The sequence below is a fragment of the Rhodococcus sp. PML026 genome, from assembly GCF_000963615.1.
GTDB classification, from domain to species: Bacteria; Actinomycetota; Actinomycetes; order Mycobacteriales; family Mycobacteriaceae; genus Rhodococcoides; species Rhodococcoides fascians.
Genome location: NZ_KQ031375.1, coordinates 178,469 through 202,248 on the forward strand (window position 1 = coordinate 178,469; position 23,780 = coordinate 202,248).

General features: G+C 65.2%; 23 protein-coding genes. 6 read left to right on the forward strand and 17 right to left on the reverse strand.

Translation table 11 applies throughout. The features are described from left to right. Positions 1-21 precede the first annotated feature (21 nt). Positions 22-435 carry a TIGR03618 family F420-dependent PPOX class oxidoreductase gene (locus VF34_RS16310; protein WP_032365855.1) on the forward strand — a complete coding sequence of 138 codons (414 nt, stop codon included), beginning with the start codon at positions 22-24 and terminating at the stop codon, positions 433-435. Here the strand turns inward: VF34_RS16310 and VF34_RS16315 are convergent. Further along, positions 432-965 (reverse strand): nucleotidyltransferase family protein, encoded by a 534-nt coding sequence (locus VF34_RS16315; protein WP_230595113.1) that lies wholly within the window; start codon positions 963-965, stop codon positions 432-434. The two genes, VF34_RS16310 and VF34_RS16315, sit on opposite strands and share 4 nt — an antisense overlap. Positions 966-1,015: 50 nt before the next feature. After that, the gene (locus VF34_RS16320) at positions 1,016-2,146 is read right to left on the reverse strand and encodes a M24 family metallopeptidase (RefSeq protein WP_032372424.1); all 1,131 of its coding nucleotides are present in this window, start codon (positions 2,144-2,146) and stop codon (positions 1,016-1,018) included. A 27-nt stretch (positions 2,147-2,173) separates the two neighbouring features. Here VF34_RS16320 and VF34_RS16325 point away from each other — a divergent pair, with 27 nt between their 5' ends. Next, on the forward strand, positions 2,174-3,151 hold the full coding sequence (locus VF34_RS16325; RefSeq protein ID WP_032372774.1) for a 5'-3' exonuclease: 978 nt from the start codon (positions 2,174-2,176) through the stop codon (positions 3,149-3,151). A gap of 6 nt (positions 3,152-3,157) precedes the next feature. Here the strand turns inward: VF34_RS16325 and VF34_RS16330 are convergent, their stop codons facing one another. The 7 genes from VF34_RS16330 to pafA form a co-directional block, all read right to left on the reverse strand. After that, a complete protein-coding gene (locus tag VF34_RS16330; RefSeq protein ID WP_052061589.1) occupies positions 3,158-4,162 on the reverse strand; it encodes a DUF4333 domain-containing protein in 1,005 nt (334 codons plus the stop codon). A gap of 122 nt (positions 4,163-4,284) precedes the next feature. Next, complete coding sequence (locus VF34_RS16335) at positions 4,285-7,059, reverse strand: DEAD/DEAH box helicase (protein WP_045841756.1); 2,775 nt, start codon at positions 7,057-7,059, stop codon at positions 4,285-4,287. 27 nt (positions 7,060-7,086) lie between these two features. Beyond that, positions 7,087-8,058 carry a twin-arginine translocase subunit TatC gene (tatC, locus tag VF34_RS16340; RefSeq protein ID WP_027497094.1) on the reverse strand — a complete coding sequence of 324 codons (972 nt, stop codon included), beginning with the start codon at positions 8,056-8,058 and terminating at the stop codon, positions 7,087-7,089. Positions 8,059-8,167: 109 nt separating this feature from the next. After that, positions 8,168-8,434 (reverse strand): Sec-independent protein translocase subunit TatA, encoded by a 267-nt coding sequence (gene tatA, locus VF34_RS16345; protein ID WP_027497093.1) that lies wholly within the window; start codon positions 8,432-8,434, stop codon positions 8,168-8,170. A gap of 85 nt (positions 8,435-8,519) precedes the next feature. After that, positions 8,520-9,515 (reverse strand): helix-turn-helix transcriptional regulator, encoded by a 996-nt coding sequence (locus VF34_RS16350; protein WP_032372425.1) that lies wholly within the window; start codon positions 9,513-9,515, stop codon positions 8,520-8,522. Next, positions 9,512-10,504, reverse strand: coding sequence for a helix-turn-helix transcriptional regulator (locus VF34_RS16355; RefSeq protein WP_032372426.1), 993 nt, complete (start codon positions 10,502-10,504; stop codon positions 9,512-9,514). The genes VF34_RS16350 and VF34_RS16355 overlap by 4 nt, the downstream gene beginning before the upstream one ends. 93 nt (positions 10,505-10,597) lie before the next feature. Then, entirely contained in the window at positions 10,598-11,956 is a 1,359-nt protein-coding gene (pafA, locus tag VF34_RS16360) for a Pup--protein ligase (RefSeq protein ID WP_174557245.1), read from the reverse strand. A gap of 76 nt (positions 11,957-12,032) precedes the next feature. Here pafA and VF34_RS16365 point away from each other — a divergent pair, with 76 nt between their 5' ends. Continuing rightward, entirely contained in the window at positions 12,033-13,502 is a 1,470-nt protein-coding gene (locus VF34_RS16365; RefSeq protein WP_032391417.1) for a bifunctional phosphatase PAP2/diacylglycerol kinase family protein, read from the forward strand. 37 nt (positions 13,503-13,539) lie between these two features. On the opposite strand, the gene prcA is transcribed toward VF34_RS16365, so the two are convergent. The 5 genes from prcA to arc form a co-directional block, all read right to left on the reverse strand. After that, positions 13,540-14,313, reverse strand: coding sequence for a proteasome subunit alpha (gene prcA, locus VF34_RS16370; RefSeq protein ID WP_027497088.1), 774 nt, complete (start codon positions 14,311-14,313; stop codon positions 13,540-13,542). After that, complete coding sequence (gene prcB, locus VF34_RS16375) at positions 14,310-15,251, reverse strand: proteasome subunit beta (RefSeq protein WP_027497087.1); 942 nt, start codon at positions 15,249-15,251, stop codon at positions 14,310-14,312. The genes prcA and prcB overlap by 4 nt, the downstream gene beginning before the upstream one ends. Continuing rightward, positions 15,248-15,442, reverse strand: a complete 195-nt coding sequence (locus VF34_RS16380; protein ID WP_027497086.1) for a ubiquitin-like protein Pup — start codon at positions 15,440-15,442, stop codon at positions 15,248-15,250. Before VF34_RS16380 ends, prcB begins: the two co-directional genes overlap by 4 nt. A 195-nt stretch (positions 15,443-15,637) precedes the next feature. Continuing rightward, complete coding sequence (gene dop / locus VF34_RS16385) at positions 15,638-17,137, reverse strand: depupylase/deamidase Dop (RefSeq protein WP_027497085.1); 1,500 nt, start codon at positions 17,135-17,137, stop codon at positions 15,638-15,640. 81 nt (positions 17,138-17,218) lie between these two features. Next, positions 17,219-18,982, reverse strand: coding sequence for a proteasome ATPase (gene arc / locus VF34_RS16390; protein WP_032365854.1), 1,764 nt, complete (start codon positions 18,980-18,982; stop codon positions 17,219-17,221). 184 nt (positions 18,983-19,166) lie between these two features. On the opposite strand from arc, the gene VF34_RS16395 reads away from it, so the two are divergent. Further along, positions 19,167-19,652, forward strand: coding sequence for a WKL family lipoprotein (locus tag VF34_RS16395; protein WP_032365805.1), 486 nt, complete (start codon positions 19,167-19,169; stop codon positions 19,650-19,652). Between the two features lie 22 nt (positions 19,653-19,674). Here the strand turns inward: VF34_RS16395 and VF34_RS16400 are convergent, their stop codons facing one another. Next, complete coding sequence (locus VF34_RS16400; protein WP_045841903.1) at positions 19,675-20,490, reverse strand: tRNA (adenine-N1)-methyltransferase; 816 nt, start codon at positions 20,488-20,490, stop codon at positions 19,675-19,677. Between the two features lie 459 nt (positions 20,491-20,949). Here VF34_RS16400 and VF34_RS16405 point away from each other — a divergent pair, with 459 nt between their 5' ends. Beyond that, positions 20,950-21,756 carry a RecB family exonuclease gene (locus VF34_RS16405; RefSeq protein WP_045841904.1) on the forward strand — a complete coding sequence of 269 codons (807 nt, stop codon included), beginning with the start codon at positions 20,950-20,952 and terminating at the stop codon, positions 21,754-21,756. Beyond that, the gene (locus VF34_RS16410; protein WP_032365804.1) at positions 21,753-22,565 is read left to right on the forward strand and encodes a thioesterase family protein; all 813 of its coding nucleotides are present in this window, start codon (positions 21,753-21,755) and stop codon (positions 22,563-22,565) included. Before VF34_RS16405 ends, VF34_RS16410 begins: the two co-directional genes overlap by 4 nt. A gap of 33 nt (positions 22,566-22,598) precedes the next feature. On the opposite strand, the gene hisG is transcribed toward VF34_RS16410, so the two are convergent. Together hisG and VF34_RS16420 are read right to left on the reverse strand one after the other, a co-directional pair. Continuing rightward, entirely contained in the window at positions 22,599-23,450 is an 852-nt protein-coding gene (gene hisG, locus VF34_RS16415) for an ATP phosphoribosyltransferase (protein WP_032372777.1), read from the reverse strand. A gap of 48 nt (positions 23,451-23,498) precedes the next feature. Next, complete coding sequence (locus VF34_RS16420; RefSeq protein ID WP_027497080.1) at positions 23,499-23,762, reverse strand: phosphoribosyl-ATP diphosphatase; 264 nt, start codon at positions 23,760-23,762, stop codon at positions 23,499-23,501. Positions 23,763-23,780 lie beyond the last annotated feature (18 nt).

The window sequence follows — 23,780 nt, forward strand, 5'->3', positions numbered from 1 at the left end:
GCACGTCACTACAGTCGAGTCATGGCCGCTACCCCCGCTGACGCGACTGCCCTCACCGACGAGGCGATCGAATTCCTCACCGAACGGCACCTCGCCACGCTGACGACGTTGCGTCCGGACGGCACGCCCCATGTCGTCGCCGTCGGGTTCACCTACGACGCGGACGCCCACGTCGCCCGTGTCATCACCAACAACGTGTCGCAGAAGGCGATCAACGCCGGCCGCGGTGCCTACGCCGCCGTCACCCAGATCGACGGTGCCCGCTGGCTGACGTTGGAGGGTCCGGCCACCGTTCGTGACGACCACGAGTCGGTCGCCGATGCGGAGAACCGCTATGCCCGACGCTATCGAGTGCCGCGGGAGAATCCGACCCGCGTCGTCGTCGAGATAGCGGTGCGGCGGGTACTGGGCAGCCGCTCGCTGCTGCGACGCTAGTCGTCCGTCGGCCAGGGTAGAACGGTCAGGTTCGGCCATTCGGTGGTCCACCGCGCGGCCTTCGCCTCGTAGACGTGCCGCATCGGTAATCGCGGATTCGGCCGGACGATCCCGGCGAACAGGTCTTCGAAGCCGTGTGGGGCATAGACGCGGTCCATACCGTGGGAGTCCACGGTGATTCCGAAACAGCACGTGGTCGACACGAAGTGGTCGATGGCATCCTCGGAGCTTCGGTACGAAGCCAACGTCGCTCCGAAATGCTGCTCGTACCACAGGTGTACACGCGCTTGATTACGCACTTCGACGTCGACCCCGAGGTCGGCGAACACGTCGGCCGCGGTCTCGATCACGTCGTTCTCGGCGGCGTACGACAGATCCGTGTCGTCGAAGTAGAAAAAGTCGTAGTCGCGAATTCCGGCCCCGAGATCTCGGTCGGCGAGGTGATTCCACACGGTTTGGAACAGACCGCCCGCCGTCAGGTACCAACCCGAGAGCCCGAGCTGCGGCGCACGCCGAAGTACCTCGGCCACAATCGGATTCGTCCTGACGACGGAGACGAACTCTACTTGGCGGCCGTCGGTCACACCGGCAGCACGGCGAGACCGTGGGGGCGGAGATTGACCGATTCGCACCCGTTCGCCGTCACGACGACGATGTCCTCGATCCTGGCACCCCACTGCCCACGGAAATAGATGCCCGGTTCGATGCTGAACGCCATTCCCTCGGTGAGAGTGATGTCGTTGCCCGCCACGATGTACGGCTCCTCGTGCACCGACAGGCCGATACCGTGTCCGGTGCGGTGCAGGAACGCCTCTCCCAGACCGGCTTCGACCAACACCTCGCGTGCGGCTGCGTCGATGGACTCCGCGCTGACTCCCGGCGACACAGCGTCGACTGCGGCCTGCTGAGCTCGCTCCAGTACCGCGTACCGGGTAGCGACCTCGGCCGAAGGCTCGCCGAGACTGTAGGTGCGAGTGGAGTCCGAGTTGTATCCCGGCGCAACGGGTCCACCGATGTCGACGACGACCACGTCGCCGGCCTCGACGACACGATCGGAGACCTCGTGGTGCGGATCGGCACCGTGCGGACCGGAGCCGACAATGATGAATTCCGGTGCGGTATGGCCTTCCTCGACGATCGCCGTCGCGATGTCTGCCGCGATCTGGGCTTCGGTTCGGCCCACTCGGAGCCACTCGCCCATCCGGGCGTGAACCCGGTCGATGGCATGACCGGCTCGACGCAGAGCATCGATCTCGGCGTCGTCCTTGATCATCCGCAGCTGGCGCAGAACGTCTGTCGCCAGTACCGGCACGGTCCCGAAAATCGTTGCCAGCGGCACGAAGTGCAGGGCGGGCATTGCGTCGGCGACAGCGGTCTTGCTGCCGGCCGGGACGGCCGCAGCCACGAGCGCGTACGGATCGACGCCGTCCACCCAATCGACGAGCGTCAGTGACAGGTCCCCGGCGGCGGAGTCACCCAGCGCGGCGAGTTCGAGCCGCGGCACGACGATGCTGGGAGTGCTGCCGTCGGCCGGCACCACCAACGCGATGAGACGCTCGAACGAGCTGGCCGTGGACCCGATCAGATACTGCAGATCCGGGCCCGGAGTGATCAGCAGGGCGTCCAAGCCTGCGTCCGACGTCAGGCGGGCCGCGCGCGCGAGCCTGGAGGCGTAGACATCGCTGGGAAAACGAGAAGAATCGACACTCATACCTTCAGGCTAGTGCCGTACGGCAAGATGAGCCCCATGACCACCCCCGGAAAGTCGCCGTTGCTGCTCCTCGACGGCGCGAGCCTGTGGTTCAGGGCCTACTACGCTCTGCCCGAGTCGATTACGGCGCCCGACGGCCGTCCCGTCAATGCCGTGCGAGGTTTCCTCGACATGATCTCGGCCCTGATCACGCGAACCGAACCGAGCCGATTGGCTGTATGCCTCGACCTCGACTGGCGTCCACAGTTCCGAGTGGACCTCGTTCCCTCGTACAAGGCTCACCGGGTTGCCGACGCCGCGCCGGATGTGGCCGAGAGCGAAGAGGTTCCCGAGACCCTGACGCCACAGGTGGACATGATCATGGACGTCCTGGCGGCGTTGGGAATTGCCACCGCGGGGGCCGCCGGCCTCGAGGCCGACGACGTGCTCGGAACCTTGGCTGCACAGGAACGACGCGATCCCGTCGTCGTGGTCAGCGGCGACCGAGATCTGTTGCAGGTGGCGGCGGACGAACCGAACGAGGTACGGGTGCTGTACGTGGGTCGAGGCTTGGCCAAGGCAGAACTCTTCGGCCCGGTCGAGGTGGCCGAGCGGTACGGCGTCCCGTTGCACCGCGCGGGAGCGGCCTACGCGGAATTGGCGCTTCTGCGCGGCGATGCGTCGGACGGGCTACCGGGTGTCAAGGGTGTCGGTGAGAAGACGGCCTCCACACTCATGCTGCAGTACGAGTCCGTCGCGGCCCTGCGTGCGGCGGCACTCGATCCGGAGTCGGGCATGGCCAAGGGAATTCGGGCGAAGCTGGCCAACGCCAGCGACTACCTCGATGCGGCACTCCCAGTGGTGCGGGTCGTCACCGATGCCGACGTCGTCCTGTCGAGGTCGGACGAGATTCCGGCGGAACCGGCAGATCTCGAGGCACTCGACACGCTCGCGGAGACCCTGGGAATCAGAAACGCCGTGGACCGCCTCGTCTCGGCGATGGCGGCCACGGCGTCGCAGAATTGACCGGGGCTATTTCGGGAGTGAGACCTCGTAGTCGGCGTCGTCGTTGAGGAACGTCAACGTCACCTTCTTGAACGCCCCGTCGACCGTCAGCGTGCAATCGACGCTGGTGCCGGCCTTGACTTCGATGTTCTGCGGGCACGACACCCCCGAGACGTTCGTGGCACCGTAGGACTCGGTCAACACCGTGCGAATACCGTCCTGAGCAGCCGTCGTATCGAGGGTGGTCGTGCGCCCGAACGCGAAGTACAGCACTGCCGCGACCACGGCCACGACGGCGATGACGGAGCCCGCGATGATCAGCGGCTTCTTGGACTGCGCGCCACTGCGACCGGGACCTGGCTGCTGGCCCGGGAACTGGCCGGGGTACTGGCCCGGATACTGCAGTCCGGGATAGTGCTGACCGGGATACTGCTGATTCGGATTCTGCCCGCCCGCGAAGGGAGGCTGCTGACCGTACTGGCCGGCACCGTACTGCCCACTGCCACCGAATTGTTGTGGTGCGTAGGGGTTTTGGTAGGCGGCGTCACCGGCAGGCTGCTGTCCGGTCCCCGGATACGGTGCCCCGTACGGCTGTCCCGCCGGGTATTGCGCGGTCGGATTCTGTGCGGTGGGATTCTGTGCGGTCGGATTCTGCGGGTTGTAGCCCTGCGGGTACTGCCCCTGCGGACCCTGAACCTGAGGATTCTGACCCTGCTGCGGGTAGGGCCCGGCCGGATACGCGCCCTGGGGGTATTGCCCCTGGGGATACGCGCCCTGAGGGTATTGCCCCGGGGGAGTTTGCCCCTGGGGAGACTGGCCGTACGCGCCTCCGGAAGGTTCGCCGTACTGCGTGGTCGGGGTGCCGGTGGGCGGCGCGTACTGTCCCCACGCCGACGGAGTCGGAGTCTGCGATTCGGATGTCGCCGCAGCTTCGCCGGTGGAAGCTTCCTGCCCGTCCTTCGCGGCACCGTCCTGGTCCGGCGTTCGTGACCAACTGTTGTCGGGGTCGGTCGGACCGTATGGGCCGCTCATCTCGCCTCCACTGAAATCTCGAATCCGTCGGGGGTACAGTATCCCGCTTGTCGCTGCGTCCGCTGTACCGACCCGGCAGTCCGGTTTCGGCCCGTCACGCAGCGCCGGTCACGCAGCATCGGTCACGCGGCATCGACGGCCACCACTCCTTGTCGCAGCGCGGCGACGGCACGGGCGGCGGTTCGCGACAGCTCGGGTTCGGGAGCGGCGAGCCGGACCTGGTCGAGCAGGTCGATGACCTGCCGACACCATCGGACGAAGTCGCCACCGGACAGCGCCTTGCCGTTGTCGCCTGCCGCGACCAGTGCGTCGACGAGCGAATGGTCGGAAGCCCACTTGTAGATCGCTTTCACGAAGCCCATGTCCGGCTCTCTGGTCGGTGGCAGTTTGTGCCGAACCTCGTCGGCCCGCAGCTCGTGCCACACCCGCACGGTCTCGGTCAACGCGTGCCTGATGGGTCCGGTCGGGCCGTGCGGGGTGATGTCTCCCTCGGAGCGGGACTCGTAGACCACGGCCGAGACCACTGCGGCCAACTCTGCGGCCGACAATCCCTGCCACAGTCCGCCTCGCAGGCATTCCGCGACCAGAAGATCGGATTCGGAATAGATCCGGCTCAATCGCGCACCGTCGTCGGTCACCTTGGGATCCTTGCCCGGGGTCACGTAACCGCGGTCCGCCAGCAAAGCCAGAATGCGGTCGAACGTTCGGGCCAACGAGTTCGTCGTGGCCGACACCTTCTGCCGCATCGACTCGGTCTCCCGGGCCAGCCGGTTGTAGCGTTCGCCGGTTCGAGAGAGTTCCTCACGATCCGGCCGGCTGTGCACCGGATGCGAGCGGATGGCCCGCCGCAGGGTTGCCAACTCCTTGTCGTCGGCGGCGGTCGACTTTCGTCCCACGCGATCGGAGGGCTGGGATATGCCGCGGGTGACCAACGCCGCCGCCAGATCCCGACGGGTCTTGGCGGTGCGGTGATCGACGAACCGTGGCAATCGCATGGAGCCGAGAGGCGTTGCCGGCGTAGGGAAATCGGCAGCGGACAGACGACCGGCCCATTTGTCCTCGGTCAGCACGAGCGGCCGCGGATCGCCGCGATCGTCGTCCGGTTCGAGTACCACTGCCAGTCCGCTGCGCCGTCCGGACGGCACCGAGATCACGTCGCCGCGGCGCAACGCACGCAACGAGTCGACGGCTTTGTCCCGCCGATCGGACCTGTTCTGACGCTCGAGGGTCTTCTCTCGATCCTTCAGACGCTCGCGCAGTCGCGCGTACTCGAAGTACTCCCCGTCGGGGCCACCGAGCGTTGCGCCGAGCGCCTCCAACGTCTTCATGTTCTTCTCGATACCGCGGACCATGCCGACGACGGACCGGTCGGCCTGGAACTGAGCGAAGGACCGCTCGAGCAACTGCCGTGAATCCGCTGCCCCGAACTGTTCGATCAGATTGATCGACATGTTGTAGGCGGGCGCGAAGGAGCTCCGGAGGGGAAACGTTCGCGTCGACGCGAGTCCGGCCACCTCGGTCGGTTCGGTACCGGGCTGCCACAGCACAACCGCGTGACCCTCGACGTCGATGCCGCGTCGCCCGGCCCGGCCGGTCAGCTGGGTGTACTCCCCCGGTGTCAGCTCCGCGTGCGTCTCACCGTTGAACTTGACCAGCTTTTCGAGCACCACGGTTCGGGCAGGCATATTGATTCCGAGAGCCAGAGTTTCGGTGGCGAACACCGCTCTGACCAATCCCTTGACGAACAGCTCCTCGACGGTGTGACGGAAGACCGGCAGCATTCCGGCGTGGTGCGCGGCGAACCCGCGTTCGAGCGCATCTCGCCATTCCCAGAAGCCGAGCACTTCCAGATCCTCGCGCGGGAGTTCGGAGGTGTGCTTTTCGACGATGTACCTGATCTCCTCGGCCTGCTCCGGCGTCGTCAGAACCAGCCGTGAACGCATGCACTGAGTCAGGGCCCCGTCACAGCCTGCACGACTGAAGATGAACGTGATGGCCGGGAGCAGACCTTCCTCGTCCAGCTTGGCGATCACATCGGGACGAGCCAGCGGACGGTTGGCACCTCCGCCTCCCTGGTGGCCGCCGCGTCCGCCGCCCCCGCTTCGACCTCCGCGTCCTCGACTGTGCGGTGCGTGCCACCGATCCATGGAGTCCAGCGACTGACGCTGCTTGACGTGCCGCACCAGGTCTCGGTCCACGACGACCTTCTGGTGGCCGTCCGGTGACTGTGCTCGGGTGTCGAAGAGATCGAACAACCGATGGCCCACCATGATGTGCTGCGAGAGGGGAACGGGACGGTTCTCGTCCACGACCACCGAGGTGTCGCCGCGAACGGTACTCATCCACGCGCCGAACTCCTCGGCGTTGCTGACCGTTGCGGACAGGCTCACCAGACGCACGTCGTCGGACAGGTGCAGGATCACTTCTTCCCAGACCGCACCTCGGAACCGATCCGCCAGGTAGTGCACCTCGTCCATCACCACGTGCGAGAGCCCGCGCAGTGCGTCGGAGGATGCGTAGAGCATGTTGCGGAGCACCTCGGTCGTCATGATGACGATGGGTGCATCCGGATTGATGGACGAATCACCGGTCAACAGACCGACCGTCTCGCGTCCGTATCGCGCAGTCAACTCTGCGAACTTCTGATTGCTCAGCGCCTTGATGGGGGTGGTGTAGAAGCATTTGCGACCGGCAGCGAGGGCCAGGTGCACCGCGAACTCGCCGATCACCGTCTTGCCCGCACCGGTCGGGGCGCAGACCAACACCCCGTGACCGTTCTCCAACGCAGTGCACGCATCCACCTGGAAGCGGTCCAACGGAAAGCTCAACTCCGCGGAAAATCGTTGCAGTTCAGTGGGTTCTGGCCTGGACCGGGTGTCGACAACAGCCTCGCTCATGGTCGCGCCCCGACGCTGGGACTCACATCAGATCGTGTCGTCGTACTGGGCCTGTGTTCGGGTCGCAGTGCCGATACCGCCCACCGGCGGTGTCGGTGCGACAGCGTGTGGGGCCTGGATAGAACTTGCGCCTTCGATGCGTGTTGCTTCGTCATCTGACACATCACCCCATTCGTCTCTTCTCTTGCGCAACTTACGCTTGTCGTGAATCCGCGCAATCTGCACTGCCATCTCGAAGAGCACCGTCAGAGCCAACGCCAAGGCCAGCATCGAGAAGGGATCCTGTCCGGGCGTCGCGATCGCCGCGAACACGAACAGTCCGAAGATCAACCCGCGACGCCACGCCTTCAGGCGTTCGTAGGTGAGAACACCGACGAAGTTCAACCCGACGACCAGCAGCGGTATTTCGAAGCTGACACCGAAGATGATCAGAAGATTGATCAGAAAACCGAAGTACTGATCGCCGCTCAGTGCCGTGATCTGAACGTTGTCGCCGATCGACAGCAGAAAGTGCAAGCCCTTGGCGACGACGAAGTACGCCAGAATCGCTCCGGTCACGAACAGCGCAGCGGCACCGGTGACGAAGGAGACTGCGTAACGGCGTTCGTTGGCGTACAGGCCGGGAGTGATGAACGCCCAGATCTGGTACAGCCAGATGGGGCAGGCGAGCACGACGCCTGCGGTGAACGCCACCTTGAAGCGCAACAGGAACTGGTCGAACGGGCCGGTGGCGAGCAGGCGGCACTGATCGTCGTTGCTCAGATCCGCACGCAGGCTCGGGTCCAGGGTGCAGTACGGGCCTCGGAGCAGATCGCCCAGGCTTTCGACGCCGAAGATCGTGTGTGAGTACCAGAAGAATCCGAATGCAGTGGTCACCGCGATGGCCAGCAGCGACCAGAGCAGCCGGGTTCGCAGCTCGTACAGGTGATCGACCAACGACATCGTGCCGTCGGGATTGACTCGACGCTTACTGCGCCGTGGATCGAACGGAATGCGCATGGTGTTCTACGGTCAGCCTTCTTCGGTCGGCAGGCGGCACGAGGCCGTCACCGACAGCAGTGAACCTTCGGTGCCGACGCGGCACCGAAGGTGTGCTGAGCGGCGTCGCTCAGGCAGACTTCGCGTCGTGCTGGGGTGTGGTCTCGGTCTGCGCCACGGGTGCCGGGGAGGGCAGCTGAGCGGGTGCGGCCGGCTGCTGTGCAGTCGCGGTATCGGTGTCGGATTTGCCGTCGTTCTGCATCTCCTTGACCTCGCTCTTGAAGATGCGCAACGAGCGTCCGAGTCCACGCGCAGCCTCGGGCAGCTTCTTGGAACCGAACAGAATGATGACGACCACCGCAACGATGGCCCAGTGCCAGGGACTGGTGAATCCCATGTGAACCTCCTGAGATCAGATGAATCGAGCGTACCCGACGGCGGGCGGTGCGCTCGGCAACGGAGCGCACCGCTTCACCTCACGTTCATGTTGCGACGCCGCCGCCGGTGTCGGTGGCGTCGAGCTCCGCGTAGGCAATCAGGGCGGATCGCGCGCGATCGCGGACGGAATTCACCAAGGATTCAGGTCCCAGTACTGTTACGCCACCGCCGAACCCGAGGGTCAACCGGGTCATCCACTGCAGCGTCGCGAAACGCATGGTCACCTCGATGGACCCGTCCGAATCGGCGGCTACCTGCGTCATCGGGTAGTAGTCCAGAATCCAGGTGAACGCAGGTGAGACGCGTAACCGCGCTTGGGACAGAGAGGGGTCGTCGTTGAAGATCTCGAACGCGTCCTCGTCCTGCACCGATTCCGGCGGAGACGACGGTTCGTCGAGTTCGGTGGCCGAATCGATGCGATCGAATCTGAACAGCCGAACGCCCTCGGCACCGCGACACCATGCCTGCAGATAGCTGTTGTCGTCGACCACCACGGTCCTGATCGGATCGACGATGCGCTCGGTGAGCACGTCTCGCGACGCCGAGTAGTAGGTGAGTTCGAGTGCGTGCCGGGCTCGGAGCGCAGACCGTACGGTGCTCGACACCGGACCCTCCTCCGCGTCGGCCGTGTCGTGGTCGGACGAGAGCGGCACGTTCGCCGCCGCCGACCCGGCCGCGGTCTCGATCTTCGCGATCGCCCGCTGAGCGGCCGACGGATCGACCATCCCCGGCATCGAGGTCAACGACCGAAGTGCGACCAACAGTGCGGTGGCCTCGGTGGACGTCAACCGCAGCGGCCGGTCGATCCCGGCGGAGAAAGTGACGTCGATGCTCTCCTCCGAGAACGACAGATCGATGAGGTCACCCGGTCCGTATCCGGGCAGACCGCACATCCAGAGCTGATTGAGATCGGCCATCAGCGTCGCGGTGGTCACGCCCAGTTCCCGAGCGGCCTCCTCGGCGCTCAACCCCGGATTGGCCATGAAGAAGGGCACCATGTTGAGCAGGCGGGCCAACCGCACCGACAGACGCGCGCTCATCGTTCGTTCTCCAGTTCGGCTGCAGTCTGCAATGTCGAGATGACATCGGCCCTCAGCTCTGGCGGGGCCAACACCATCGCGTCGGGACCGTGACCGGCGATGAGCCGCGAAATCCAATCCCAGGACCGTACCGGAACCTCGACGACAGTTCCGGTACGCGACCCCACCGTCTGCTCCCCCACCACGGTGCCCATCCTCCGCAGCTCCGTCGCCCGACCGTCCTGGAGCCACACTCGCGCGGTACCCGACACCGAGGACGTGCCCGCGACGCGGCGGACGATGTCCTGAAGATCGATACCGTCGGGCTTGCGGACACTCTGAGGTGATCCGAAGGCTTTGACGTCGTCGCCGATCCGGGACAGTCGGAAGGTTCGGGTGTCGTCTCGGTCCACGTCGTGTCCAACGAGGTACCACCGTCCCCGGAACGTCACAACGCCCCACGGCTGGACGGTTCGGGTGACGAACGGCTCGGTCAACGAGGGTCGATGTTCGAACCGCACCGACTTACCCTCGTCGATCGCCGCGAGCAGGGCGCCCAGTGCGGGCTCGGACCCGCGGGTTCGGGCCGGAACGGCCGTGACGGCAGCGGCCGACTCGTTCTGGTCGACCTGAATACCTGCGGCGCGCAGTTTCAGCAGCGCACTCTGGGCCGCGGAGGTCAGTTCCGGTGATTCCCACAGTTTGACGGCCACCGCGACCGCAGCCGATTCCTCGCTGGTGAGATCGATGTCCGGCAGCTCGTAGGCATCTCGGTTGATGCGATAACCCTCGACACCACCGAACCGCGTAGCGATGCCGGTCTCGAGGGGCACCCCGAGATCGCGCAGTTCGTTCTTGTCACGCTCGAACATCCTGCTGAACGCTTCGAGGCTCGTCGAGTCGTCGTACCCGGCAACGCTCTCGCGGATCCACTCCGCGGTCAGGAACTGACGCGTCGACAACAGACAGATGACCAGGTTCATCAGGCGTTCGACTTTGGTGGTGGCCACGACAGTCGAGCCTAGTTGTTCACCGCCCGCCGGAGCTGTAGCGACCCGAGTTGCCTGGATCGCTACCCGACCTCCAGCCGAGTCGCGTCCGGACTACATCGATGCGATGAGTCGCTCGACGCGCTCGTCGACCGAACGGAACGGGTCCTTGCACAACACCGTTCGCTGCGCCTGATCGTTGAGTTTCAGGTGTACCCAGTCGACGGTGAAGTCGCGTCCGGCTTCCTGGGCCGCGGTGATGAACTCACCGCGCAGCTTCGCGCGTGTCGTCTGCGGCGGCAGATTCACCGCTTCGTCGATCTGCTCGTCCTCGGTGACTCGCTTGACCAGACCCTTGCGCTGCAGCACGTCGAACACTCCCCGTCCACGCTTGATGTCGTGGTACGCAAGATCGAGCTGAGCGATCTTGGGATCGGAAAGTTCCATCGAGTAGCGGTCCTGATACCGCTCGAACAGCTTGCGTTTGATGACCCAGTCGATTTCGGTGTCCACCTTGGCGAAGTCCTGCGACTCGATGGCATCGAGTGTGCGTCCCCACAGGTCCACCACCTGGGTCACCTGAGCATTGGGCTCCCGCGTCTGGAGATGCTCGACGGCCCGGGAGTAGTACTCACGCTGGATTTCGAGTGCACTGGCCTGGCGGCCACCGGCGAGGCGGACCGGCCTGCGACCGGTCAGATCGTGGCTGACCTCGCGAATGGCTCGAATCGGATTGTCCAGCGCGAAGTCTCGGAACGAGACGCCTGCCTCGATCATCTCGAGTACGAGTGCGGCCGTCCCCACCTTGAGCATGGTCGAGGTCTCGGCCATGTTGGAATCGCCGACGATGACGTGGAGCCGGCGATACTTCTCGGCATCGGCGTGCGGTTCGTCGCGGGTGTTGATGATCGGCCGCGAACGAGTGGTGGCCGACGACACGCCTTCCCAGATGTGCTCGGCGCGCTGCGAGAGGCAGAACGTCGCGGCCTTGGGTGTCTGCAGCACCTTGCCTGCGCCACAGATCAATTGGCGGGTGACCAGGAACGGTAGGAGTACATCCGAGATGCGCGAGAATTCGCCCGCTCGCTGGACGAGGAAATTCTCGTGGCAACCGTAGGAGTTGCCCGCCGAATCGGTGTTGTTCTTGAACAGGTATATGTCTCCGCCGATGCCCTCCTCGGCGAGACGCTGCTCGGCGTCGATCAGCAAATCCTCGAGTACTCGCTCGCCTGCGCGATCATGGGTGACCAATTGCAGCAGGCTGTCGCATTCGGCAGTGGCGTACTCGGGATGCGAACCGACGTCGAGATAGAGGCGAGCGCCGTTGCGGAGGAACACATTCGAGCTGCGGCCCCACGAGACCACGCGACGGAAGAGGTAGCGGGCCACCTCGTCCGGACTCAGGCGTCGGTGTCCGTGAAAGGTACATGTGACACCGAACTCGGTCTCGATGCCCATAATTCGTCGCTGCACACTTCGACACTACAACGCAAGCCACCGATGGATGTGTCGGAGCGCCTCGATGGCGTCCATGCCTAGGCTGGGCCCTATGACTTCCACGCCAACGTCTGTTGCGGCCTCGGTTCACGCGTGGGACCTGTCCCTGGTTTCACGAAGCGCGGCATTGCGCTCGAGCAGGGCGGATGCAGGGCTCCGCGCGTTGAGCACGGCCGCCGATCACAGTCGCCTGTGGCTCGGAGCTGCCGCACTTCTCGGCGCGGCCGGTGGCTCGGCCCGACGCGGCGGCGTGCGGGGGCTGATCGCCGTGGCGGGTGCGAGCGCCGTGGCGAACGGTCTGCTCAAGCCGGTGTTCCCGAGGTCGAGGCCGGATACCGAGCTGGTTCCCGTACTGCGCCGGGTGCTCGCCCCGCCGGTGTCCTCGTCGTTTCCCTCCGGTCACTCGGCGTCCGCGGCCGCCTTCGTCACCGCGGTCGCCATCGAATCACCGAAGGCAGGATTGCTGTTGGCTCCGGTCGCCGCAGCAGTCTGCTATTCCCGGGTTCACGTCGGCGTCCACTGGCCCACCGATGTCGTCGCCGGAGCGGCGCTCGGTTCGGCGGTCGCGCTGTCGACCCGCCGCTGGTGGGCCGTGCGTTCGGCGAAGCCCGCCGATCTCGGCTCGCCGGTCGAGGTCGAGGCACTGCCGGGCGGACGGGGACTGTTGGTGCTGGTCAATCCCGGATCCGGTGACGGTTCGGAGGCGGTACCGGACGCCATCCGTCGCGAGCTCCCCGACGCCGACCTCTTCGTACCCGATCCCGAGAGGGACTTCAACGAGCAACTGGAAGAGAGAATTCGGAACACGACGCCGCGTGCTCTCGGAGTGTGTGGAGGCGACGGCACGGTCGTCAGCGTCGCCGCCTCGGCCGCCCGTAACGGCCTGCCACTCGCCGCGTTTCCGGGTGGCACTCTCAACCACTTCGCTCGCGACACCGGTCTGACCGCAGTCGAGGACACCGCCGCCGCCGTCGAGGCGGGCACCGCCGAACTGGTCGATATCGCCGAGGTGGACGTCGACGGCCGCAGTGTGTCGTTCGTCAACACCGCGACGTTCGGGGGTTACCCCGACTCGGTGCGGTTACGGCAGAAGCTGCAGAAGCGAATCGGTAAGTGGCCGGCCGCTGCGGTTGCGATGACACGAGTGCTCGCGGCTGCAGAGCCACTGAACATTCGACTCGACGGGGTGCCGCACTCGGTGTGGATGCTCTTCGTCGGCAACGGTACCTACGATCCGATCGATCAAGTTCCCATGTCGCGCAGCAGCATTCATACCGGCACCCTCGATGTTCGCTTTCTCCCGTCGGAACCCAAGGCATCGAGAACACGACTGCTGTGGGCGACGATCACAGGAACGCTCGGCTCGTCGCCTGCCTACGTGCGCAGTGTGGCGCAACGCTTGACCGTCGAGGTGGACGGTGCCCCGGTTGCCCTCGCGGCTGACGGCGAGGTCGTCGGAGACGGCACGACATTCCAGTTCAGCAGCGACAAGAACGGCCTCGTGCTCTACCGGAAGCGATAGAGCACGAGGCCGTCGACCTCGATCCGAAGTGTGGGGACTACTGCGGAGTCTCCGGCTCCGAGGAGCCGTCGCCGGTCGCGGACGGTGCCGATGCGGGCAACATATCCGCCAGAGCAGCTCCGGCGATACGCCGGAACGCTCGACGCGGTCGCCCCTGATCCAGGACGGCCACCTCCAGGGCCGACACCTCGAGAACCTTCTTCTCGGGCTCGGCACCGGCAGTCGCAGGCGACGTCGGACCGGCGGTGAGCGCGTCGACGGCGATACGAACTGCGTCCGCCAACCCGAGGCCGGACCGGTACGTATCCTTCAGCGCGGCCACGATGGGCTCGGTGGTACCGCCCATGACGACGAAATCCTGTTCGTCGACGATGGAGCCGTCGTACGTGATGCGGTACAGCTGCGTGGCCATCGGCTCGTCCTGATGGGACACCTCGGCGACGCAGATCTCGACCTCGTACGGCTTGAGCTGCTCGGTGAAGATGGTGCCCAGTGCCTGGGCGTAGGTCTTCGCCAACGACCGGCCGGTGACATCGCGTCGATCGTAGGTGTATCCCTTGATGTCTGCGTGCTGGATGCCGGCCTTGCGTAGGTTCTCGAACTCGTTGTACTTGCCGACGGCAGCGAAACCGATGCGGTCGTAGAGCTCACTGACCTTGTGCAGCGCGGTCGAGCGATTCTCGGCGACGAACAGGACCCCGTCGGCATACGCCAGCACGATGACGCTGCGGCCGCGGCCGATTCCCTTGCGCGCCAATTCCGAACGATCGCGCATGATCTGTTCGGCAGATGCGTAATACGGCATCGTCATAGCGCGCTACCCCCTTCGCTGACTTCCTGGCCTGCTCGGGTGTGGTGGTCCGTGCCGCCGGTGTGTGCTGCGCTCTCGGTTCGTTCTGCCAGAACCGATCGGGCCGCAGCCGATATGCGATCGTGCGCGACGTCGTCCGCACCGACGCTCGTGATGGCAACTGCCGTCGGGTAGATGCCGCGGGTGACATCGGGACCACCGGTGGCCGAGTCGTCGTCGGCGGCGTCGTACAGCGACTCGACTGCAGCCCGAAGCGCCTCGTCCTCGGACATTCCGGGGCGGTACAACTTCTTGAGCGCGGATTTGGCGAACAACGAGCCCGAACCCACTGCGTGATAGCCCGACCGCTCCTCGTAACGCCCGCCGACCACGTCGTACGACACGATGCGTCCGGCTCTGTCGGGATCGGAGATGTCGATGTCGAATCCGACCAGCAACGGCACCGCAGCCAGTCCCTGCATCGCCGCACCCAGATTGCTCCGAACCATCGACGACAACTTGTTGGCCTTGCCGTTGAAGGTGAGCGGCACGCCCTCGATCTTCTCGTAGTGCTCGAGTTCGACAGCGAACAGACGAACCAATTCGATTGCGATACCCGCAGTTCCGGCAATGCCCGCAGCGGAGTACTCGTCGGTGACGTAGACCTTCTGCATGTCACGGTTGGCGATCAGATTGCCCTGAGTGGCGCGCCGATCACCGGCGATCAGCACCCCGCCCGCGTAGGTGAGGGCGACGATCGTCGTACCGTGCGGAGCGATGCCGGACTTGTCGGTGGTGCCGTTGGCGGCGTGGGACGCCAGGTCCGCGGCGAGGCCGCTCTCCGGCAGCAGGTGCGGGGCGTGCTGACGGAGGTAGTCGGAGAAGGACGAGCTACTGGACCCCAGCGGAATCGCCGGTCCGTCGCCTGCCGACCGTGGGTCCGAACGATCCACCGTCACTGGCCGCCCTTCTGAACGTAGGCGCGGACGAAGTCCTCGGCATTCTCCTCGAGAACGTCGTCGATCTCGTCGAGAAGATCGTCGGTCTCCTCGGCCAACTTCTCGCGCCGTTCCTGGCCACCGGCCCCCGTGTCGCCTGGGACCTCGTCGTCGCCGCCGCCGCCCGAGCGCCGTGTCTGCTCCTGAGCCATAGTCGCCGACCTCCTCTGTGTATCGAGAAAACAGATCTACTGCACGGTCGCCGGGTCATCCGAGGCGCACCGGCGTGGATGTGCAAGTGCTACCGAACGTTCCGCCGAAAGTGCACGGACCTTTACCCTACCGACAGTCCGACCTCGCCGGTTGGCAAGACACCGCCGAACGACCCATTCGAATGCCCTGGACGATCAGGTGGTGAGCTGGTCGACCAGTTCCGCTGCACTGTCCACGGACTCCAGCAGGGCACCGACGTGGGATTTCGTTCCCCGCAACGGCTCGAGCGTCGGAATCCGTACCAACGAATCGCCACCGAGATCGAAGATGACCGAGTCCCAGCTCGCCGCGGCGATGTCGGCACCGAATTTGCGCAGGCATTCGCCGCGGAAGTAGGCCCTCGTGTCGTCGGGCGGTGTGCCGACCGCATCGAGAACTTGCTGCTCGGTGACGAGACGATCCATCGAACCGCGGGCGACCAACCTGTTGTAGAGCCCCTTGTCGAGGCGAACATCGGAATACTGCAGGTCCACCAGGTGCAGCCGCGGAGCGGACCAGCCGAGGCCCTCACGCTGTCGGAACCCTTCGAGCAGTCGCAATTTCGCCGGCCAGTCCAGCAGATGCGCGCACTCCATGGGATCGCGCTCGAGCAGGTCCAGCACCATCGCCCACTTGTCGAGCACGTCCAGTGCTCGTGCGTCGTCGCTGCCCTCGGCAGCCACGAACTTCGCCGCCCGCTGGTGGTAGATCCGCTGCAGCGCAAGGCCCGTCAGTTCGCGGCCGTCGGCGAGTGCCACGGCCTTGCGCAGGGTGGGATCGTGGCTGATCTGATGGACAGCCGTGACCGGCCTGGCCAGCTGCAGATCCGACAGGTCGACGCCCGCCTCGATGAGGTCGAGCACGAGGGCCGTGGTTCCCACCTTGAGGTAGGTCGACATCTCCGCCAGGTTGGCGTCGCCGATGATGCAGTGCAGACGTCGGTACTTGTCTGCGTCTGCGTGCGGTTCGTCCCTGGTGTTGATGATGCCGCGCTTGAGGGTGGTCTCCAGTCCGACCTCCACCTCGATGTAGTCCGCTCGCTGCGAGAGCTGGAACCCGGCCTCGTCGCCCGACTGGCCGATACCGACTCGCCCGGAGCCGGTGATGACTTGCCTGGAGGCGAAGAACGGCGAGAGCCCCGCGATCACCGCCGAGAACGGTGTCTCACGCGACATCAGATAGTTCTCGTGCGTGCCGTACGACGCGCCCTTGCCGTCGACGTTGTTCTTGTACAGCTGCAGGCGCGGAGCCCCTGGGACGCTCGACGCGTGCCGTGCGGCCGCTTCCATGACGCGTTCGCCTGCCTTGTCCCAGATCACCGCGTCCAGTGGGTCCCGCACCTCCGGGGCCGAGTACTCGGGGTGCGCGTGATCGACGTACAGGCGGGCACCGTTGGTGAGAATCATGTTCGCCGCACCGATTTCGTCGGCATCGATGACCGGAGCCGGTCCGCTGAACCGTCCGAGATCGAAGCCTCGTGCATCGCGCAGCGGTGATTCCACCTCGTAGTCCCAGCGGGTGCGCTTGGCGCGGGGCACTCCTGCGGCTGCCGCGTACGCCAACACCGCCTGGGTGGACGTCAGGATCGGGTTGGCGGTGGGTTCGGTCGGTGAAGAAATGCCGTACTCGACCTCGATACCGATGATGCGCTGCATAAGTCGAGCCTAGACGGCCGACGGATGCAGTTCGGGGCGCGCCCTGTGCGGACGCGCCCCGAAAACTGCCCAGCGGTGGATCTACAGGTACTGACCGGTATTGGCCTCGGTGTCGATCGCCCGGCTCGCGCTGGCGTTCTTGCCGGTGACCAACGTGCGAATGTAGACGATTCGCTCGCCCTTCTTGCCCGAGATCCGAGCCCAGTCGTCCGGATTCGTGGTGTTCGGCAGATCTTCGTTCTCCGCGAACTCGTCGACGATGGAATCGAAAAGGTGCTGAATCCGCAGTCCGGCGTTTCCGGTTTCGAGAACCGACTTGATGGCGTACTTCTTTGCCCGGTCGACGATGTTCTGGATCATGGCCCCGGAGTTGAAGTCCTTGAAATACAGAACTTCCTTGTCCCCGTTGGCGTAGGTGACCTCGAGGAACCGATTGTCGTCACTCTCGGCGTACATGCGCTCGACGACGCGATCGATCATGCCCCGGATGCACGCCGCGCGATCGCCGCCGAACTCGGCGACGTCGTCGGCGTTGACCGGAAGCGAATCGGTCAGGTACTTCGAGAAGATGTCCTGTGCCGATTCGGCGTCGGGACGCTCGATCTTGATCTTCACGTCGAGTCGGCCGGGTCGCAGGATCGCCGGGTCGATCATGTCCTCGCGATTGGACGCACCGATCACGATGACGTTCTCTAGGCCTTCGACACCGTCGATCTCGGCGAGCAGCTGCGGAACGACCGTCGTCTCCACGTCGGACGAGACGCCGGAGCCGCGGGTACGGAAGATCGAGTCCATCTCGTCGAAGAACACGATGACCGGGGTGCCCTCGGACGCCTTCTCTCGTGCCCGCTGAAAGATCATGCGGATGTGACGCTCGGTCTCACCGACGAACTTGTTGAGCAGCTCGGGGCCCTTGATGTTGAGGAAGAACGACTTCGCCTCCCGCGCATCCTGGCCACGTGCCTCGGCGATCTTCTTGGCCAGCGAGTTGGCAACGGCCTTGGCGATCAACGTCTTTCCACACCCGGGAGGGCCGTACAGCAGCACGCCCTTCGGCGGACGCAGTGAGTACTCTCGGAACAGATCCTTGTGCAGGAACGGCAGCTCTACGGCGTCCCGAATCTGCTCGATCTGTCGACCGAGACCGCCGATGTCCTCGTATCCGACGTCCGGAACCTCCTCGAGAACGAGATCCTCCACCTCGGCCTTGGGAACGCGCTCGAACGCGTAGCCGGCCTTGGTGTCGACCAGCAGCGAATCCCCGGGACGGAGCTTCCGTGACGGCTCGTCCGGGTCGACCGGTCCGTCGTCGTTGACCATGTCGATCAACGGTTTGGCCAGCCAGACCACCCGTTCCTCGTCGGCATGTCCGACGACGAGAGCGCGCGATCCATCCCCCAGAAGCTCTCGGAGAGTGCTGATCTCGCCGACCTGATCGAAGGTGCACGCCTCGACGATGGTCAACGCCTCGTTCAACCGCACGGTCTGTCCCGGAGCGAGCGTGTCGGCCTCGATGTTGGGTGAGCACGTCAGTCGCATCTTCCGACCGGACGTGAACACGTCGACTGTGCCGTCCTCGAACACGCTCAGCAGGACGCCGTATCCGCTCGGCGGTTGACCGAGACGGTCCACCTCCTCGCGCAGCGCGATGAGCTGTTGTCGGGCCTCCTTGAGAGTGTCGAGCAACTTCGTGTTGCGCAGCGACAAGGAATCGACCCGGCCCTCGAGCTCGCGTACCTGCTCGGGGGACTCCCCCAGTTGGCGCCGTAGCGACGCGACTTCGGCTCGCACGGCGTCCAGTTCGGCTCTGGCCGCGGCCACATCCGGATTGTCTGTTGAGCTCATGAGCGACTCCTCCCAGTGACGATCTATCAACGCTACCGGCAGCGGCGCGGAGATGCGGACCGACACCTCGAACGGGGTCGGCATCCACTCTGCTCGGCGGCCTCGAAAGGCCATCCCAGTTCATGTTAGCCTCACCTGACCAATCGATCGACAGACGACGGAATCAGGGGCCTCACCAGTGAAAATGCGTATTCTCTCGGCAAGCGTCGCAGTAGCCGCGGTGGCTCTGGTGGGTGCAGGATGCAGTTCGAGCGATGAATCCGATCACGCCGATCACAATTCCGCGTCGACCAGCGACTCCATGCCGACGACCACCGCCGGGCCGGCTGTCACAGCACCTACCGTCGCCGAATTGCAGACCTCGCTGCAGCAGCTGGTCGCACCGGACGTGGACGCAGCGACCAAGGCTGCGGCAGTGGAGAACGGTCAGGCGCGCCTGACGAACCTGGAGACGATGACCGCCGCACTGGCGAACTACGGAGCGATCACCTTCGAGGTGTCGGAACCGACCGTCGCCGGTGAGACGTCCACCGCGGACGTCGCCATCGCCACTCCACGCGGGACCGCGGCTCCGGCACCGCAGACCTGGGTGCTGATCGATGGCACCTGGAAGCTGTCGGACGCCAGCACGTGCCAGATCCTGGCCATGGGCCAGGCACCCTGCGTCTGAGTCGGCAGCCGAGCCTGCAGCGTCAGCCCTTACCGGAACGACGCTGCGGTTTCGGGGTCACGGTGCCCTCGGCGAGGCGTCGAACGCTGACGAGGAATGCCGTGTGTCCCTGCATGCGGTGCTCGGGGCGAACCGCGAGACCCACCACGTGCCAGCCGCGAACCATCGACTCCCACGATCGAGGTTCGGTCCAGCACTCCTGTGCGCGTAGCGCCTCGACGACCTTGGACAGCTGCGTCACCGTGGCCACGTAGACCAGCAGCACCCCACCGGGGACGAGGGCCTTGGACACCGCGGGCAACGCGTCCCACGGCGCGAGCATGTCCAGGACCACCCGATCGACCTGCTCACCCGGACGATCGACACCGAACTGGTCGACGTCTGCCACGGTCAGGTGCCAGTTCGACGGGCGCTCGCCGAAGAACGTCTCGACGTTCTTCACGGCATAGTCGGCGTGGTCCTGCCGGATCTCGTAGGAGATGACCGTTCCTGCTGTACCGACTGCACGCAGCAGTGAGCACGTCAGAGCGCCGGATCCTGCACCGGCCTCGAGCACCCGTGCGCCGGGGAACATGTCACCCTCGTGCACGATCTGCGCCGCGTCCTTGGGGTAGATCACCTGGGCACCGCGGGGCATCGAGAGCACGTAGTCGGTCAGCAGCGGCCGCAGCGCGAGGTAGGGGGTGCCGTTGACGGAGGTGACGACGCTGCCCTCGTCGGCACCGAGCAGTTTGTCGTGAGTGATGCCGCCGCGGTGAGTATGGAATTCCTTACCGGCTTCCAGTACCACCGTGTAGTGACGACCCTTGCCGTCGGTGAGCTGAACTCGATCGCCCACTCGAAACGGCCCACTGCGGGCGGGACCGGTCTCCGCCGGTGCGTCTGCAGCTGTGGCGTCGGCAGCTGGAGTGGCCTCCGCGCCGGACGTGACATTCGGGTCGAGTTCGATCTCGTCGGTCGTGGCAGTGACCACGTCGTCCGCACTGGGCAGCGATGCGTCGACCGTGGCGTCGAACGCGGCGTCGGCCTCGAATCCGTCGGTCGACGCGGATGTGGAATCACCGGAGGACACAGCGGACCTGCTTTCGTTGCGATGTGACGCTCGGCCTCGATCGGCGGGCGTCGGGGGACGACTCGACGTGCCAGACTACGGCCTTCACCGAAGATGTCGGACCAGCGGCATAGTCTCGCAGTCGTGAGTATTTCCGTGTCGAGCCCCATCGACTTACCTCTTCTCGATGTCGGTGACAGCGCCGACGTACCGCGTTCGAGGTCCGGCAACCGCAGTACCCCGGCTCTGTCTCCTTCTCGCGCAGGTGATTTCAAGCAGTGCCCACTGTTGTATCGCTTCCGTGCCGTGGACCGGCTTCCCGAGGTCTCCACCGAGGCACAGGTGAAGGGAACTGTGGTGCATGCCGCACTCGAGGCCCTGTACGCACTCCCTGCCCGCGATCGAGTGCCCACCACTGCGCGCGACCTGGTGGACCCGGCCTGGGATCGGGTCGTGGCCGAGTCACCCGACATCGCGTCGCTGGTTCCGGCGGACGACCGTCCGGCGTTTCTCGACCGGGCTCGTGCCCTGGTGGACGGGTACTACGAACTCGAAGATCCCACGCACTTCGATCCCGAGTCCTGCGAACAGCGCGTCGAGATCGCGTTGGACGACGGAACGCCGCTGCGCGGATTCATCGACCGGATCGACGTCGCACCCAACGGAATGATTCGCGTCGTCGATTACAAGACCGGACGTGCGCCGCGTGAGTTCACCGAATCCAAGGCTCTGTTCCAGATGAAATTCTATGCGCTGATGATCATGCGCATGCGCGGAGTCGTTCCCGCGCAACTGAAGTTGATGTACCTCGCCGACAAGCAGGAGCTGACATACGCACCGGACGAGGGTGAGCTGCTGCGCTTCGAGCGCATGCTCTCGGCCATCTGGAAGGCGATTCTGGCGGCCGGTGAGACCGGCGACTTCCGCGCCAAGAAAGGCGCACTGTGCAAGTGGTGCGATCACCGGGCACTGTGCCCCGAGTTCGGCGGCACTCCCCCGCCGTACCCCGGTTGGCCGCAGGCGGCTGCGGAGCAGGAGGAGACGGAGCTGTGACGAGTCCGGACGCCTTCTTCGTTCCTGCCGGTGTCGACGACGACGGTTACGAGATCGTCACCGCGACCGAGCACACCGTCAGCCTGTGGGCACCGACGATGCAGCACGGCGCTCCGCCGTCCGCGTTGTTGGTCCGCGCACTCGAGCGGGTCGACGCCAGACCCGATACTCGAATCAGCCGGGTGGTCGTCGACATTCTCGGACCTGTTCCGGTGTCGGACATCACGATTCGCGCATGGACGGCGCGGCCGGGCGCTAATGTCGAACTCGTCGTCGCCGAACTGTGGGCTCGAGGATCAGCGGGGCCGGCGCGAGCGGTGGCGCGGGGCAGCGCATGGCGTATGCGTACCGAGCCCACCGACGACGTCGTGCACGTGGGAGATTCGGTGATGCGACCGGTGAGCGCCGGCGTCGACAGCACCTTCGGCGGACTCTGGACCTCCGGATACCTCGACGCGGTCGAGTTCAAGTTTCTCACCGAGCTCGGCGCAGCGGGGCCCGGTGAAGTGTGGGCGAAGCCGACTCCCGTTCTGGTGCAGGGTGAGTCGATGACGCCACTGGAACGGCTGTTCTCGATTGCCGACATCGCCAACGGTGTGGGTGCGAAATTGCCGATCGAGCAGTGGACGTTCCTGAACACCGATCTGACGGTGCACGTCTTCCGCGAACCCCAGGGTGACTGGATCGGAGTGTCGGCCGAGACGTCGACGGGTCCGGACGGCATCGCCATGTGCGCAGGCACCCTCAGTGACGAACTGGGGCCGGTCGGGCGCATCGCGCAAACAGTGCTGGTTCGCCGACGCGCGTGATCGTGGCGGAACGACGGGCGTTCCGCCACGCACTCAGAACGCTCGGCAGGACCTGATGTCGGAGGCGAGAATGGCTTTCGCGCCCAGTTCCGCGAGCTCGTCCATCACGTTGTTGTGGACCTTGCGAGAGACCATGGCGCGCACGGCAACCCAGTTGTCGTCGACCATCGGTGCGAGCGTAGGTGATTCGATGCCGGGGGTGATCTTGACGGCTTCGTCGAGGATCGACTTGGGGCAGTCGTAATCGAGCATCAGGTACTGCTGGGCGAAGACGACGCCCTGTACGCGAGCGATCAACTGCTTGCGTGCGGAGTCGGTGCCCGGCGTGCCTGCGCGCTCGATGAGAACACCCTCGGAATCGCACAAAGATTCGCCGAACGCGACGAGATTGTTCTGACGCAGTGAGCGACCCGACTCGACCACGTCCGCGATGGCGTCGGCGACACCGAGTTGAATGGAAATCTCCACGGCCCCGTCGAGACGGATCACCGTGGCCTCCAAGCCGCGCTCGGCCAGGTCCTTACGCACGAGATTGGGGTACGAGGTGGCGATGCGCAGTCCGCCCAAGTCCTCGGGTGCCCATTCCTTGCCCGCGGGTGCCGCGTAGCGGAACGTCGACCGGCCGAATCCGAGCGCCAGGCGCTCTTCGACCGCTGCCCCGGAATCGAGAGCCAGGTCTCGTCCGGTGATGCCCAGATCGAGCTGGCCCGACCCGACGTAGATGGCAATGTCCTTGGGACGGAGAAAGAAGAATTCGACCCCGTTGGCCGGGTCGAGGACGGTCAGATCCTTGGAGTCGCTCCGACGCCGGTAGCCGGCCTCGCTGAGGATCTCGGCGGCGGATTCGGACAACGCGCCCTTGTTGGGTACGGCTACACGCAGCATGGAGTTTTCCTTCATCGGTGAGTTCACAGGAGACGTTCGGGCCTTGCCTCACAGATGTCGGTAGACGTCCTCGAGCTCGATTCCCCTACCCACCATCATGACCTGAACCCAGTACAGCAGCTGCGAAATTTCTTCGGCGAGTGCAGCGTCGCTCTCGTGTTCGGCGGCGATCCACACCTCGCCGGCCTCTTCGAGGACCTTCTTTCCCTGGAAATGAACACCTGCGTCCAACGCAGCGACGGTGCCCGAGCCCTCGGGGCGGGTCTTCGCGCGGTCGGTGAGCTCGGCGAACAGGGAATCGAAAGTCTTCACGGATTCGTATTCTTTCAC

What these genes read in the sequence shown, in the direction of transcription:
- prcA (WP_027497088.1), bottom strand. Translation starts at nt 14,313, where the DNA reads ATGACGATGCCGTATTACGCATCTGCCGAACAGATCATGCGCGATCGT.
- arc (WP_032365854.1), bottom strand. Translation starts at nt 18,982, where the DNA reads ATGAGCTCAACAGACAATCCGGATGTGGCCGCGGCCAGAGCCGAACTG.
- dop (WP_027497085.1), bottom strand. Translation starts at nt 17,137, where the DNA reads ATGCAGCGCATCATCGGTATCGAGGTCGAGTACGGCATTTCTTCACCG.
- tatC (WP_027497094.1), bottom strand. Translation starts at nt 8,058, where the DNA reads ATGCGCATTCCGTTCGATCCACGGCGCAGTAAGCGTCGAGTCAATCCC.
- VF34_RS16335 (WP_045841756.1), bottom strand. Translation starts at nt 7,059, where the DNA reads ATGAGCGAGGCTGTTGTCGACACCCGGTCCAGGCCAGAACCCACTGAA.
- VF34_RS16380 (WP_027497086.1), bottom strand. Translation starts at nt 15,442, where the DNA reads ATGGCTCAGGAGCAGACACGGCGCTCGGGCGGCGGCGGCGACGACGAG.
- VF34_RS16330 (WP_052061589.1), bottom strand. Translation starts at nt 4,162, where the DNA reads ATGAGCGGCCCATACGGTCCGACCGACCCCGACAACAGTTGGTCACGA.
- hisG (WP_032372777.1), bottom strand. Translation starts at nt 23,450, where the DNA reads ATGCTGCGTGTAGCCGTACCCAACAAGGGCGCGTTGTCCGAATCCGCC.
- VF34_RS16350 (WP_032372425.1), bottom strand. Translation starts at nt 9,515, where the DNA reads ATGAGCGCGCGTCTGTCGGTGCGGTTGGCCCGCCTGCTCAACATGGTG.
- VF34_RS16395 (WP_032365805.1), top strand. Translation starts at nt 19,167, where the DNA reads ATGCGTATTCTCTCGGCAAGCGTCGCAGTAGCCGCGGTGGCTCTGGTG.
- VF34_RS16325 (WP_032372774.1), top strand. Translation starts at nt 2,174, where the DNA reads ATGAGCCCCATGACCACCCCCGGAAAGTCGCCGTTGCTGCTCCTCGAC.
- VF34_RS16365 (WP_032391417.1), top strand. Translation starts at nt 12,033, where the DNA reads ATGACTTCCACGCCAACGTCTGTTGCGGCCTCGGTTCACGCGTGGGAC.
- VF34_RS16310 (WP_032365855.1), top strand. Translation starts at nt 22, where the DNA reads ATGGCCGCTACCCCCGCTGACGCGACTGCCCTCACCGACGAGGCGATC.
- tatA (WP_027497093.1), bottom strand. Translation starts at nt 8,434, where the DNA reads ATGGGATTCACCAGTCCCTGGCACTGGGCCATCGTTGCGGTGGTCGTC.
- VF34_RS16320 (WP_032372424.1), bottom strand. Translation starts at nt 2,146, where the DNA reads ATGAGTGTCGATTCTTCTCGTTTTCCCAGCGATGTCTACGCCTCCAGG.